The 14,120-nt window shown below is 63.3% G+C and carries 12 protein-coding genes; 4 read left to right on the plus strand and 8 right to left on the minus strand.

Annotated features, from left to right (window positions below):
- Positions 1-28 precede the first annotated feature (28 nt).
- Together panC and panB are read right to left on the minus strand one after the other, a co-directional pair.
- A complete protein-coding gene (panC, locus tag ACSBQQ_RS24035) occupies positions 29-883 on the minus strand; it encodes a pantoate--beta-alanine ligase (RefSeq protein WP_048321937.1) in 855 nt (284 codons plus the stop codon).
- Positions 884-906: 23 nt separating this feature from the next.
- Positions 907-1,701 carry a 3-methyl-2-oxobutanoate hydroxymethyltransferase gene (gene panB / locus ACSBQQ_RS24040; RefSeq protein WP_033649604.1) on the minus strand — a complete coding sequence of 265 codons (795 nt, stop codon included), beginning with the start codon at positions 1,699-1,701 and terminating at the stop codon, positions 907-909.
- Between the two features lie 166 nt (positions 1,702-1,867).
- On the opposite strand from panB, the gene qseB reads away from it, so the two are divergent.
- Both qseB and qseC read left to right on the plus strand, forming a co-directional pair.
- Positions 1,868-2,530: a quorum sensing response regulator transcription factor QseB gene (gene qseB / locus ACSBQQ_RS24045; RefSeq protein ID WP_004937550.1), complete on the plus strand. Its 663-nt coding sequence runs from the start codon at positions 1,868-1,870 to the stop codon at positions 2,528-2,530.
- Positions 2,527-3,885: a quorum sensing histidine kinase QseC gene (gene qseC, locus ACSBQQ_RS24050; RefSeq protein WP_048321935.1), complete on the plus strand. Its 1,359-nt coding sequence runs from the start codon at positions 2,527-2,529 to the stop codon at positions 3,883-3,885. The genes qseB and qseC overlap by 4 nt, the downstream gene beginning before the upstream one ends.
- Before the next feature lie 5 nt (positions 3,886-3,890).
- Here qseC and folK read toward each other — a convergent pair whose 3' ends face one another.
- The 6 genes from folK to thpR all read right to left on the minus strand — a co-directional run bounded on the left by folK (position 3,891) and on the right by thpR (position 8,869).
- The gene (folK, locus tag ACSBQQ_RS24055; RefSeq protein WP_060419707.1) at positions 3,891-4,391 is read right to left on the minus strand and encodes a 2-amino-4-hydroxy-6-hydroxymethyldihydropteridine diphosphokinase; all 501 of its coding nucleotides are present in this window, start codon (positions 4,389-4,391) and stop codon (positions 3,891-3,893) included.
- Positions 4,391-5,938, minus strand: a complete 1,548-nt coding sequence (pcnB, locus tag ACSBQQ_RS24060) for a polynucleotide adenylyltransferase PcnB (protein ID WP_071883846.1) — start codon at positions 5,936-5,938, stop codon at positions 4,391-4,393. Before pcnB ends, folK begins: the two co-directional genes overlap by 1 nt.
- Before the next feature lie 61 nt (positions 5,939-5,999).
- Complete coding sequence (gene gluQRS / locus ACSBQQ_RS24065; protein WP_060429427.1) at positions 6,000-6,911, minus strand: tRNA glutamyl-Q(34) synthetase GluQRS; 912 nt, start codon at positions 6,909-6,911, stop codon at positions 6,000-6,002.
- A 72-nt stretch (positions 6,912-6,983) separates the two neighbouring features.
- Positions 6,984-7,439 (minus strand): RNA polymerase-binding protein DksA, encoded by a 456-nt coding sequence (gene dksA / locus ACSBQQ_RS24070; RefSeq protein ID WP_004937569.1) that lies wholly within the window; start codon positions 7,437-7,439, stop codon positions 6,984-6,986.
- A 183-nt stretch (positions 7,440-7,622) separates the two neighbouring features.
- Entirely contained in the window at positions 7,623-8,330 is a 708-nt protein-coding gene (sfsA, locus tag ACSBQQ_RS24075; RefSeq protein WP_004937572.1) for a DNA/RNA nuclease SfsA, read from the minus strand.
- Complete coding sequence (thpR, locus tag ACSBQQ_RS24080) at positions 8,327-8,869, minus strand: RNA 2',3'-cyclic phosphodiesterase (RefSeq protein WP_033649609.1); 543 nt, start codon at positions 8,867-8,869, stop codon at positions 8,327-8,329. Before thpR ends, sfsA begins: the two co-directional genes overlap by 4 nt.
- Before the next feature lie 189 nt (positions 8,870-9,058).
- Here thpR and hrpB point away from each other — a divergent pair, with 189 nt between their 5' ends.
- Both hrpB and mrcB read left to right on the plus strand, forming a co-directional pair.
- Positions 9,059-11,497, plus strand: coding sequence for an ATP-dependent helicase HrpB (hrpB, locus tag ACSBQQ_RS24085; protein WP_170929833.1), 2,439 nt, complete (start codon positions 9,059-9,061; stop codon positions 11,495-11,497).
- Between the two features lie 118 nt (positions 11,498-11,615).
- Positions 11,616-14,108 carry a bifunctional glycosyl transferase/transpeptidase gene (gene mrcB, locus ACSBQQ_RS24090; RefSeq protein ID WP_033649611.1) on the plus strand — a complete coding sequence of 831 codons (2,493 nt, stop codon included), beginning with the start codon at positions 11,616-11,618 and terminating at the stop codon, positions 14,106-14,108.
- Positions 14,109-14,120 lie beyond the last annotated feature (12 nt).

Raw genomic sequence — 14,120 nt, forward strand, 5'->3', positions numbered from 1 at the left:
CAAGGGTGACGACAGTATAAAAAACGGCTTACAGCGTCAGGTCGACCTGCTGGTTGTCGATAAGACGCGCCTTGCCCAGCCAGGCGGCCATCAGCACCACCGCCCGTTGGCTGTCCACCGTCAGCGGCTGCAGGCTGTCGGCGTCGCGAATAAACAGTTCATCCGGCGTAAAGCCGGCGGCGCGCAGCTGCTCGGCGCTCTGTTCCAGCAGCGTTTCGATATGGCGCTCGCCATTGGCCAACTGCTGCGCCAGCCCATTCATGATTTTGCTCAGCTGCGGGGCTACCTTGCGCTCTTCGGCGGTCAGGTAGCCGTTGCGCGAGCTGAGGGCCAGGCCGTCTTTGGCGCGCACGGTCGGCACGCCGACGATGTCGATGTCGTAACCCATGTCCGCCACCATTTTGCGGATCAGCGCCAGCTGTTGGTAATCTTTCTCGCCGAAGCAGGCCAAGTCAGGTTGCACCAGGTTAAACAGCTTGCTGACGATGGTGGAAACGCCGCGGAAGTGGCCCGGCCGGCTTGCGCCTTCCAGGATGGTGGAGATGCCCGGCACGTCGACGTAAGTCTGCTGCTCCAGCCCCTGCGGATAGACTGCAGCCGGGGCTGGCGCGAACACCAGATCGACGCTGCGGCGGGTCAGCTTCTCGCTGTCTTCCTGCAGCGTGCGCGGGTAGCGCGCCAGATCGTCCGGCCGATCGAACTGCATCGGGTTGACGAAGATGCTCACCACCACCACGTCGGCGCGGGCGCGCGCTTCATCGACCAGCGTCATATGGCCGTCGTGCAGGTTGCCCATGGTCGGCACCAGCGCGATGCGTTTGCCTTCCTGGCGCCAGCGGCGGATCTGCTGACGCAGCATCGGCAGGGTTTCGATAATAATCATTGGGTGACTCCTGGAACCATCGCTTAGTTAAAAGAGTGTTCAGCCGCCGGGTAGAGGCCTTGTTCCACTTCCTGAATGTAGTGCTGCACCGCCGTGCGGATATCGCCGCTCTGCGCCAGGAAGTTCTTGGCGAACTTCGGCGTGTGGCCGCCGGTGATGCCGAAGGCGTCGTGCATCACCAGGATCTGGCCGTCGGTGCCGTTGCCGGCGCCGATGCCGATGACCGGAATGGACAGCGCTTCGGTGATCTGGCGCGCCAGCTCGGTCGGCACACATTCCAGCACCAGCAGCTGAATGCCGGCCAGCTCCAGGTTCTGCGCGTCCTGCAGCAGCTGTTTGGCGGCCAGTTCGTCGCGCCCTTGCACCTTATAGCCGCCGAACACGTTGACCGACTGCGGCGTCAGGCCCAGATGGCCGCACACCGGCACCGCGCGCTCGGCAAGCATTTTCACCGTGTCGCACAGCCAGCTGCCGCCTTCCAGTTTCACCATGTTGGCGCCGGCGCGCATCAGCTCGGCGGCGTTGGCGAAGGTCTGTTCCGGGGTGGCGTAACTCATGAACGGCAGATCGGCCAGCAGCAGGCAGGCCGGCGCGCCGCGGCGCACGGCGCGCGTGTGGTAGGCTATGTCGGCGACGGTGACCGGCAGCGTGGAGTCGTGGCCCTGCAGCGTCATGCCCAGCGAATCGCCCACCAACAGGACTTTGATGCCTTGCTCTTCAAACAGTTTGGCAAAGCTGGCATCGTAGGCGGTAAGGGTAGCAAACTTGCGTTGCTCCTGTTTCCACTGGCGCAAGTGGGTCACGGTGGTGGGTTTCATCACAACGTCTCCTGAAACGGGCCGTGCGGCTTGCGCAGGCCCAGGCTGCAAAAAAGTGCAGCCATTCTACTGTAACCCGATCGGGGTGGGTAGCGCGGATCGCCATGCTTAAGCGGTTCTTAAGAACCTTGTGGTGCAATGGCGCAATGACTGAAAAGGGATACTCATGCGAATTCTGCTGATCGAAGATGACAAACTGATCGGGGACGGCATCAAGGCCGGGCTGACCAAACTCGGCTTCAATCTGGACTGGTTCACCGACGGCGCCGTTGGCAAAAATGCGCTGGACAGCGCGCCGTACGACGCGGTGATCCTCGATCTCAGCCTGCCGGGCCTCGATGGCCTGGATCTGCTGCGCCAGTGGCGCCAGGCCGGGCAGGACGTGCCGGTGCTGATCCTCACCGCCCGCGATGCGTTGGAGCAGCGGGTCAGCGGGCTGCAAAGCGGCGCCGACGATTATCTGTGCAAGCCGTTCGCGCTGGCCGAAGTGGCGGCGCGTCTGCAGGCGCTGATCCGCCGTCGCCACGGCCAACTGATGCCGCAGCTGACGCACGGCAATGTGGTGTTTGACAGTGCCACCCGCAGCGTGAGCTGCAACGGCGAGCCGGTGACGCTGACGCCGCGCGAGTTGGCGGTGCTGGAGCTGTTTCTGCACAACAAGGGGCGGGTGCTGGCGCGGCCGTTGATTCAGGAGAAGCTGTACAACTGGGACGACGAGGTGAGCAGCAACGCGGTGGAGGTGCATATTCACCACCTGCGGCGCAAGCTGGGTAACGGCTTCATCCGCACCATTCACGGCGTGGGTTACACGCTGGGGGATGCGCCGTGAAGCGTCTCAGCCTGCGGCTGCGTCTGATCCTGATCTTCAGTCTGTTGGCGCTGATGACCTGGTGCACCGCCAGCGTGGTGGCCTGGGTGATGTCGCGCAACACCATCAATGAAGTGTTCGACACCCAGCAGATGCTGTTTGCCAAACGGCTGGCGACCGCCAACCTCGGCGATCTGCTGGCCGATGAAAGCGCGCGCAGCCTGCCGAAAACCAAGAAGCTGGTGCATCATGGCAAGCGTGGCGATCAGGACGACGACGCGCTGGCGTTCGCCATCTTCGATCGCCAAGGCAAGATGCTGCTCAACGACGGCGAGAACGGCGCCGATTTCCTGTTTGACGGGGAGCGTGAAGGTTTTACCGACGGCGAGCGCAAAGGCGATGACGACAGCTGGCGCCTGCTGTGGCTGACCAGCCCGGATGGGCGCTATCGCATCGTGGTCGGCCAGGAGTGGGATTACCGGCGCGATATGGCGCTGGGCATGGTGACCGGCCAGCTGGTGCCCTGGCTGGCGACGCTGCCGGTGCTGATGCTGCTGATCGCGCTGATGGTCGGGCGCGAGCTGCGGCCGCTGCGCGCGGTGGCGGCCGGTTTGCGCCGGCGCGCGCCCGATGACGCGACGCCGTTGGACGCGCGCCAGGTGCCGACCGAGGTGCGTCCGCTGGTGGATGCTCTCAATGCGCTGTTCGCTCGCATCAACGCGTTGCTGGTGCGGGAGCGGCGTTTCACCTCCGATGCCGCGCACGAGTTGCGCAGCCCGCTGGCGGCGCTGCGGGTGCAGACCGAAGTGGTTCAACTGGCGGGGGACGATGCGCCGATGCGCGAGCACGCGCTGGACAATCTTACGGTCGGCATCGATCGCGCCACCCGGCTGGTGGATCAGCTGCTGACGCTGTCGCGGCTGGATTCGCTGTCGGATCTGGCCGAACTGGCGCCGATCGACTGGAACGAACTGGTGACGATGACCCTGGCGGAGCAGGATCGGCAGGCCCATGCGGCGGGCGTGACGCTGCGCTATGAACATCAGGGAACGCCGCCGCCGCGTCAGGGGGAAACCTTGCTGCTGTCGCTGCTATTGCGCAACTTGCTGGATAACGCGGTGCGCTATACCCCGCAGGGCGGCGTCGTCACCGTGACGCTGAGCGAACGCTCGCTGACGGTGGAGGACGACGGTCCGGGGGTCACCACGGAGCATCTGGCGCGGCTGGGAGAACGTTTCTATCGCCCGCCGGGGCAGGAGCAAACCGGCAGCGGGCTGGGCCTCTCGATCGTGCAGCGTATCGCCGGATTGCATGGTTTACAGATCGGCTTTGCCAATCGCCCGGCGGGCGGGTTCGTTGCGCGGCTGACGTTGTAGGCGGGTCAGGACTTGAGTTTTGGCTGATGCCACAGCGCCATGCCGTTTTCCGGCACGCGCTTGAGGCAGCTGGCGAGCGGCTCGCCATCGGGGAAAATCAGATCGGGAGCGATTTCCGCCAGCGGGTAGAGCATGAATTCGCGCTCTTTCAGGCCGTAATGCGGCACAGTCAGGCGCTCGGTATGGATCACCTTGTCGCCGTACAGCATGATGTCCAGATCGAGCGTGCGCGGCCCCCAGCGTTCATCCTTGCGCACCCGCCCCTGATTGCGTTCTATCGCCTGGGTATGGTCGAGCAGCTGTTCGGGCGGCAACAGTGTATCCAGCGCCACCACCGCGTTGAGAAAGTCCGGCTGGTTTTGCGGCCCCAGCGGCTTGGTGCGGTAAAACGAAGAACAGGTGACCAGCCGGGTGCGCGGGAGATGCTCCAGCGCCTCCAGTGCGGCTTTAACCTGTTGCAGCGGCTGCGCCAGGTTGCTGCCCAGCGCGATATAAACGTGGATCATTATGCCCCTTCTTTACGCGGTGCCCGGCGGCGAGGGCGGCGTTGACGCGCGCGGCGCGGCGCCGGATCGTCGCCCAGGGTGCTCAGCATGGCTTTCTGCCGCGCCGGCGTGGCGTCCTGGAACTCGCCCCACCACTCGGCCAGACGCAGCATTTCCTGATTGTCTTCCACTTCTGCACGCAGCGCCAGCAGATCATAGGCGGCGCGGAATTTCGGGTGTTCCATCAGCTTGTGCGCGCGTTTGCCCTGGCGGCGGGACAGGCGCAGCTGCAGTTGCCAGATATCGCGTACCAGCGTGGTAATGCGTTTCGGGATGGCCAGCGAGCGGCACTGCTCGTCGAGTACGTCGTTCATCGCCAGCGCGAAGGCGTCGTAGTAGGCCAGGCCGCTTTCCTGCGCCAGCTTCTGCGCGTGCTCCAGCAGCGGGTACCACAGCATGGCGGCAAACAGGAACGCCGGGTTGACGCGCATGTCGTTCTGCAGGCGGTGATCGGTGTTCTTCAACACCTGCACCAGAATGCGCTCCATCGGCGTATCGTGGTTCGGCGTGAAGTTGCGGGCGATCAGCGGGAACAGTGGTTGGAACAGCTGGTATTCGCACAGCTTCAGGTAGGTCTGGAAACCGTAACCGGCCTGCAGCAGCTTGAGGGATTCTTCGAACAGGCGCGCCGGCGGTATCTCATGCAGCAGCGAGGCCAGGCGCGGGATCGGCTCGGCGGTCTCTTCGCTGATGCGCATATCCAGCTTGGCGGCGAAGCGCACCGCGCGCAGCATGCGCACCGGATCTTCGCGGTAGCGGGTTTCCGGATCGCCGATCAGGCGAATCACGCCCTGTTTCAGATCGTTCAGGCCGCCGACGTAATCGCGCAGGGTGAAATCCGCCACGCCGTAGTACAGGCTGTTGATGGTGAAGTCACGGCGCTGGGCGTCTTCCTCGATCGAACCGAAGATGTTGTCGCGCAGCAGCATGCCGTTTTGCGCCTGCTGAGACGAGTTCTTGTCGGATTCCGGGTTCTGTTCGTGGTGGCCGCGGAAAGTGGCCACTTCGATGATTTCCGGCCCGAACATCACGTGCGCCAGGCGGAAGCGCCGGCCGACCAGGCGGCAGTTGCGGAACAGCTTGCGCACTTGCTCCGGCGTGGCGTTGGTGGTGATGTCGAAGTCTTTCGGCTTTTTGCCGAGCAACAGATCGCGCACGCCGCCGCCGACCAGATAGGCTTCGTAGCCGGACTTGTTCAGGCGGTAAAGCACTTTCAGCGCATTTTCGCTAATGTCTTTGCGGGAAATCGAGTGCTGTTCGCGCGGGATCACGGTCATCGAGTCGTTGCTCTCGGCGAGGGGGAAAGGCGGACGCTTGCGCGGCGTTGAGCGGCGGGCAGGGGCGTTGTTGCCGTTGTCGGCGGCGCGCGGCTGCGGCGCAGGGCGGCTTGGCGCCGCGGCACGCTCTTCGCGGACTACGTTTTTATCGCCGGCCGCCGCGTCGTCGCGGGGCAGCTTGTCATCGCGGGTCAGTACCTTACGACAGAAGTTGGCTACTCGGGTAAAAATGGTACACCTCGATAGTGACTGATAAAAATGGAGCTAACAAAAAATAGCGGCTAATCATAGCTCACCATGGCTCCTTTGAGAATGCCGGCGTGTTTTCATCCAGAGGGATAGCCTCCTGACGCGGCACGTTTTCCAACCGCCAATGTGCGACCGCCCAGCTCAATAATAATGGCAGGTCAAGATCTTGCCAGCTTTCCGGCAGCGGTTGGCGCAGAAATTTCAGCACGGCGATCAGCACCGGGCGCGGATCGCCGGCGGGCAACGCCGGCGCATGGTTTTGCTTCGACAGCTTGATGCCGTTGGCGCCCAGCGCCAGCGGCAGATGCACATAGGCGGGCACCGGCGCCTGCAGCTGGCGGTAGAGGGCAATTTGACGCACCGTCGGTTCGATCAGGTCGGCGCCGCGCACAATCTCGGTCACGCCATGAAAATGGTCGTCGATCACCACCGCCAGGTTGTAGGCGAACAGCCCGTCGCGGCGGCGAATGATAAAGTCTTCCCCCGCCAGCGCCGGATCGGCGTGCAACTCTCCCTGCAGGCGATCGTGGAACCCGTAAACGGGCGCGGTCTGGCGCAAGCGGATGGCGGCGCCCTGCGGGCCGAGCTGCAAGTCGCGGCAGTGGCCGTCGTACAATCCGCCGATCTGCTGGATGCGGCTGCGGGTGCAGGTGCAGTAATAGCTGAGCCCCTGACGCTGCAACAGATCCAGCGCGGCGCGATAGGCGTCGTGACGTTGGGATTGATAGATGACCTGGCCGTCCCAGTGGAGACCATAATGTTCCAGCGCGGACAGGATGCGAGCGGCGGCGCCGGGGACTTCGCGCGGCGGGTCGATATCTTCGATGCGAACCAGCCACTGCCCGCGTTGGGCGCGAGCCTGAAGGTAGCTTCCCAGAGCGGCAATCAGCGAACCGAAATGCAGATCCCCGGAAGGCGATGGGGCAAAGCGCCCCACATAATGACTTTCTTGCATATCAGAGGGGAGTGGTTCCCTTTTCTCTGTGCGGCGCACGCGGGTGCGCACGCCGCAGCGGTAACAACGGTATTAGCCGGCCATCTGCTTTTCGCGGATCTCAGCCAGCGTCTTGCAGTCGATGCACAGATCGGCGGTCGGACGCGCTTCGAGGCGACGAATGCCGATCTCCACGCCGCAAGATTCGCAGTAGCCGAAATCATCGTCTTCCACTTTCTTCAGCGTTTTCTCGATCTTTTTGATCAGTTTGCGTTCACGGTCACGGTTACGCAGTTCAAGGCTGAACTCTTCTTCCTGAGTAGCACGGTCTGCCGGATCAGGGAAGTTGGCTGCCTCTTCTTGCATATGCGATACAGTACGGTCCACTTCGTCCCTGAGCTGGTTGCGCCACGCTTCAAGAATGCGCTTGAAATGCGACAACTGGGCGTCGTTCATGTACTCTTCGCCCGGCTTCTCTTGGTACGGCTCCACCCCAGCGATGGCGAGAATGCTCAAGGACGAGGTTTTACGGTTTTGCCCTTCTTGCATGTTGCTTCTCCTACATACACACGCACTATCGAATCCCCAATGCGGGGGAAAAACAGGCCGCTATAAATAACAGAAGGAAGGTAGGTTGGCAATTATTCCTGTCGCCCGCTTGACAATCGTGTGAAGGAGGGCGTATTTGGCGATCGTGCTGGCCGGTTGTCTATTTATAGGGACCCGACCGCGCTAATCGATAAAAAACGGCAGCTTATCGCAGAGATAAATACCGTCAGGTGATAACTTTGCCCCGTAGCAAACCACTTCCACTCCCAACTGCCGGACCTGTGCCAACAGCGCCGCATAGCGCTCATCTATATGATGTGCCGGTGCGACCTGCTCAATACCGCTGTGTAACACGGCAAAGAACAACACCGCCCGTTGCCCGCTTTCAACCACGCTGAGCAACTCACGCAGGTGCTTTTGCCCTCTGAGCGTTACCGCATCAGGAAAGTAACCACGTTGTTGTTGCAGTAATGTGACTGACTTAACTTCAATATAGCAGTTAACCCGATTTTCTGCCTGTAATAACAAATCGATACGGCTGTTTTCACCGCCGTATTTCACTTCGCCGCTGATTTTACTGTAACCGGATAATTCATTGATTAAATTGTGTTCGATCGCCTCGCGCACCAGCGCGTTGGCACGCAGGGTGTTGACGCAGATCCAGTGCCCCTGTTGGGTATGGGTCAGTTCCCAGCTGTGGGCGTATTTGCGCTTGGGGTTATCCGAGGTGGAGTACCAAACGGTGTCGCCGGGCGTGGCGCAGCCGGTCATGGCGCCGGTATTGGCGCAGTGCAGCGTAAAGGTTTCCCCTTCCGGGGTGATCACGTCCGCCAGAAAGCGTTTGTAACGTTTTATCAGCGTGGCGGAACGCAGCGGTGGAGAGAAAATCATGCGGATGCCTGCGTGGCCAGCGGCCACTGTTCGAGGTGTTGGTAACGGGTGCGCCCGTTTTCGAACACCGACTCATACAAGGAAAAGGCGTCGGCGCTGAACGCCCAGCCCGGCGTCGCCGGCGGGATCGCCACCGGCTGGGTGGCGGCGCGCAGCAGCGTGATGTGCGGATGGAACGGCAACGCGCTTTGATGGCAGCCGCTGCGGGCGGCCTGCGAACGCAGCAGTTCGGCCAGCTGCAATAGCCCGCGCGGCGCGCGGCGGGTGCCGAGCCAGACCACGCCGGGGCGCGGCCAATGGCCGAGATCGTCGAGCCGCATGCTGAAGCCGGGTTGCACGATGCGGCCGGCCAGTTTGCGCAGCGCCAGCTCTTTCTGCGCGGTGACTTCGCCGAGAAACGCCAGCGTCAGGTGCAAATTAGCCGCCGCCACCGGCCGGCCGGCCTCCGGCGCAAACGCCTCGGCGCGCCAGCGGATCACCTGCTGTTGCAGGGCATCAGGCAAGGACAGGGCGAAAAACAGGCGGCGCGAATTGGACATGGGGGCTCGGTAAATAATGACAAATCCGTCAGGAACAGATTTGAATGCGGCTTGCAGCGGCCTCGCGCGAAGCGGGACGCCTGGACGAGCTCCGTACTATAGCTAACGACGCCGCAGTTTGAAAGGCTACGGGGGCAAAGCTAATGCTACACTGTACGCCGTTTAACGTTAACCACCACGGAGAGTTCAGTGTCTTCATTGCCCGTCAGCGCGGTGCTTGATGAGTTGCTGGCTGCGTTGCAGTCCGCTCCTCAGGTACTGTTGCACGCCCCGACCGGCGCCGGTAAATCCACCTGGTTGCCGCTGCAGATCCTGGCTAAGGCCGGGTTGCCGGGGCGCATTATCATGCTGGAGCCGCGGCGGCTGGCGGCGAAAAACGTCGCTTATCGCCTGGCGCAGCAACTGGGGGAGGAGCCCGGCCAGACCGTGGGCTACCGCATGCGCGCCGAAAGTAAAAGCGGGCCGCAGACCCGGCTGGAAGTGGTGACGGAAGGCATTCTCACCCGCATGCTGCAGCAGGACGCCGAACTGCAGGGCGTGTCGCTGGTGATCCTCGATGAGTTCCACGAACGCAGCCTGCAGGCCGATTTGGCGCTGGCGCTGCTGCTCGACGTGCAGCAAGGGCTGCGTGACGATCTGAAACTGCTGATCATGTCGGCCACCCTGGACAACGCGCGCCTGTCGCAGCTGCTGCCGGCAGCGCCGGTGGTGGTGTCCGAGGGGCGCAGCTTCCCGGTTGAACGTTTATATCAGCCGTTGGCCAGCCATCAGCGGCTGGAGGATGGCGTAGCGGCGGCGGTGAAGCGCCTGCTGGCCGAACAGCCGGGGTCTTTGCTGCTGTTCCTGCCGGGCGTGGCGGAGATCAATCGGGTGCTGGAGCGATTGACCGGCGAGGTGGCAAGCGATACCGATCTTTGCCCGCTGTATGGCGCGCTGCCTCTGGCGCAGCAGCAAAAAGCGATTCAGCCGGCGGCGGTTGGCCGCCGCAAGGTGGTGCTGGCGACCAACATCGCTGAAACCAGCCTGACGATCGAGGGCATTCGGCTGGTGGTGGACAGCGGCCTGGAACGCGTGGCGTGTTACGACGTACGCAACGGTTTGACGCGGCTGGCGACGCAGCGCATCAGTCAGGCCTCGATGGTGCAGCGCGCCGGGCGCGCCGGGCGTCTTGAGCCGGGCATTTGCTGGCATCTGTTCGCCAAAGAACAGGCGGAGCGCGCGGCGGAACACGCCGAACCGGACATTTTACAGAGCGATCTCACCGGCTTTTGGCTCGAGTTGCTGCAGTGGGGTTGCCACGACCCGGCGCAGCTGACCTGGCTGGATGCGCCTCCTGCCGCCGCATTGGCGGCGGCCAGGGCGCTGTTGCACCGGCTGGGGGCCACGGATGACGGTGGCAAACTTACCGCACCGGGGCGCCAGATGGCCGCGCTGGGATGCGAGCCGCGGCTGGCGACGATGCTGACCGCCGGCGCGGCGCTGAGTGCCGACGGCCTGGCGACGGCGGCGTTGCTGGCGGCATTGCTGGAAGAACCGCCGCGCGGCGGGCAGATGGATATCGGCTACTGGCTGAGCCGCCCGCAACCGAACTGGCGGCAGCGTGCCGCGCAGTTGGCCAAACGCCTGCCGCAACGTGCTGGGCAAGTCGACGTCGATCTGGCGCCGCGCCTGTTGGCGCCGGCGTTTACCGATCGCATCGCCCAGCGGCGAGGCCAGGACGGCCGCTACCTGCTGGCCAACGGCATGGGGGCGGCGATGAATCAGGATGAGGCGCTGTCGCGCGCGCCCTGGCTCATCGTCCCCAGCCTGTTGCAGGGCCACAACAGCCCCGATGCGCGCATCCTGTTGGCGCTGCCGGTGGACATCGACGCGCTGGCGGCGCAGCTGCCGGCGATCGTCACGCAGCGCACGGCGGTGGAGTGGGATGACGAGAAGGGCACGCTGCGCGCCTGGAAGCGCCAGCAGATCGGCCGTCTGACGCTGCGCGCCCAGCCGCTGGCCAAACCGGCGGACGAAGAGCTGCAGCAGGCGCTGCTCGATTGGGTGCGTGCGCAGGGGCTGGCGGTGCTCAACTGGGAGGGCGCCGCCGAACAATTGCGGGTGCGCCTGCAGTGCGCGCAAGCCTGGTTGCCGGAGGCGGAATGGCCGGCGATGGATGAAGAGCCGCTGCTGGCGGCGCTGGAGCAGTGGCTGTTGCCGTCGCTGAACGGCGTGCGCGATCTGCGCGGCTTGAAGCAGGTCAACATCGCCGAGGCGCTGTCCCGCCTGCTAGATTGGCAGCAAAAGCAGCGGCTGGATAATGCGCTACCCACTCATTACACTGTGCCGACCGGCAGCCGCCTGCCGATCCGTTATGAGGCCGGCAAACCGCCGGCGCTGGCGGTGCGTTTGCAGGAGGTGTTCGGCGAGCAGCGCAGCCCGATGTTGGCGGAGGGTCGCATCCCGGTGGTGCTTGAGTTACTCTCACCGGCGCACCGGCCGTTGCAAATCACCGGCGATCTGGCGGCCTTCTGGCAAGGCGCCTACCGCGAGGTGCAAAAAGAGATGAAGGGCCGCTACCCGAAACACGTTTGGCCGGACGATCCGGCCACGGCGGTACCGACGCGCCGAACGAAGAAATATCAGTAGGCCGCGATCATTCAAGGTTTGGAATTCAGATGTTTCTTCTGGTCAGCGCTGCGGCGTAGGCACAGATTAAGCGACTAATCATGGCCGGCAGTGTCGGCAAGCTCGGAGAACAACAGCCATGGCTGGGGATGACCGCGAGCCCATCGGGCGCAAAGGAAAACAACCAAAAAACACCGCGTCGCGCAAGCCGCCGCGCCGTCGCCGAGACGACGATTATGACGATTACGAAGAAGACGAGTATGACGATGATGAGTATGAAGAGGAGGAGGAACGCATGCCGCGTAAGGTAAAAGCGACTCCGCCGCGTAAAAAACGCCGCTGGCTCGGCCTGATTATCAAACTGATCCTGGTGATCGCCGTCCTGTTGGCGATCTACGGCGTCTATCTGGATTCCCAGATCCGCAGCCGCATCGACGGCAAAGTCTGGCAGCTGCCGGCGGCAGTGTACGGCCGCATGGTCAACCTGGAACCGGGCATGCCGTACAGCAAGAAGGAAATGGTCAACCTGCTGGAAGGCATGCAGTATCGCCAGGTCAGCCGCATGACGCGTCCGGGCGAGTTTACCGTGCAGGCCAACAGCATCGAGATGCTGCGCCGCCCGTTCGATTTCCCGGATGGTAAAGAAGGGCAGATCCGCGCCCGTCTCGATTTCCAGAACAACCGTCTGGCTAAGATCGAAAACCTGGACAGCGGCCGCAGCTTCGGTTTCTTCCGCCTCGATCCGCGCCTGATCACCATGCTGCAGTCGCCAAACGGTGAACAGCGTCTGTTCGTGCCGCGCGCCGGTTTCCCGGATCTGTTGGTGGATACGCTGATCGCCACGGAAGACCGCCACTTCTATGAGCATGACGGCATCAGCCCCTATTCCATCGGCCGCGCGGTGCTGGCCAACCTGACCGCCGGCCGTGCGGTGCAGGGCGGCAGTACCCTGACGCAGCAGCTGGTGAAGAACCTGTTCCTGACCAACGAACGCTCGCTGTGGCGTAAGGCCAACGAAGCCTATATGGCGCTGCTGGTCGATTACCGTTACAGCAAGGACCGCATTTTGGAGCTGTATCTGAACGAGGTGTACCTCGGCCAGAGCGGCAGCGACCAGATCCGCGGTTTCCCGTTGGCCAGCCTGTACTACTTCGGCCGGCCGGTGGACGAGCTGAGCCTCGATCAGCAGGCGCTGCTGGTCGGCATGGTCAAGGGCGCGTCGCTGTATAACCCGTGGCGTAACCCGAAACTGGCGCTGGAGCGCCGCAATCTGGTGCTCAAGCTGCTGCAAAACCAGGGCGTAATCGACGGCGAGCTGTACGACATGCTGAGCGCGCGTCCGCTGGGCGTGCAGCCGAAAGGCGGCGTCATTACGCCACAGCCGGCCTTTATGCAGATGGTGCGTCAGGAGCTGCAGACCAGGCTGGGCGATAAGGTGAATGATCTGTCCGGCGTGAAGATTTTCACCACGCTGGATCCGGTGTCGCAAGACGCGGCGGAAAAAGCGGTCGAAGACGGCATCCCGGCGCTGCGCGCTGCGCGTCACGTGCAGGATCTGGAAGCGGCGATGGTGATCGTCGATCGCTTCAGCGGTGAAGTGCGCGCCATGGTCGGCGGCGCCAATCCGCAGTTCGCCGGTTTCAACCGCGCCATGCAGGCGCGCCGCCTGGTCGGCTCGCTGGCCAAGCCGCCGACGTACCTGACCGCGCTGTCCGAACCGGATAAATACCGCCTCAACACCTGGCTGGCGGATGCGCCGCTGTCGCTGAAACAGCCGAACGGCGCCGTCTGGCAGCCGAACAACTATGATCGCAAATTCCGCGGTCAGGTGATGCTGGTGGATGCGTTGGCCAACTCGCTGAACGTGCCGACGGTGAACCTTGGCCTGTCGGTGGGGCTGGATCAGATCAGCGCCACGCTGCAACGTCTGGGCATCCCGAAAGCGGAGATCAACCCGGTGCCTTCGATGCTGCTGGGCGCGATCGGCCTGACGCCGATGGAAGTCGCGCAGGAGTACCAGACCATCGCCAGCGGCGGTAACCGTGCGCCGCTGTCGGCGGTGCGTTCGGTGATCGCCGAAGACGGCACGGTGCTGTACCAGAGCTTCCCGCAGGCCGAACGCATGGTGCCGGCGCAGGCCGCTTACCTGACGCTGTACGCGATGCAGCAAGGCGTGGCGCGCGGGACTTCTCGCTCGCTGTCGGTGAAGTTCCCGAACTACAACCTGGCGGCGAAAACCGGTACCACCAACGATCTGCGCGACAGCTGGTTCGCCGGCATCGACGGCAAGGAAGTGGCGATCGCCTGGGTGGGGCGCGACAACAACGGCCCGGCCAAGCTGACCGGCGCCAACGGCGCGTTGACCCTGTATCGTCGTTATCTGGAAAACCAGACGCCGCTGCCGCTGATGCTGCAGCCGCCGGAAGGCATTAACCAGATGAGCATCGACTCTGCCGGCAACTTTATCTGCGGCGGCGGCAGCTGGCGCACCATCCCGGTCTGGACTGACAATCCGCAGGGATTGTGCCAGGCCAGCCAGACGGCGGAGCAGCAACAGCAGCAACCGGCGGCGGGTGAGCAAAAAGATGGCGATGGCGTCGCCGGCTGGATCAAGGATATGTTCGGCCAGTAATCGCTACCGGGG

This window comes from Serratia sp. G204Y, assembly GCF_051172435.1.
Classification (GTDB): domain Bacteria; phylum Pseudomonadota; class Gammaproteobacteria; order Enterobacterales; family Enterobacteriaceae; genus Serratia; species Serratia sarumanii.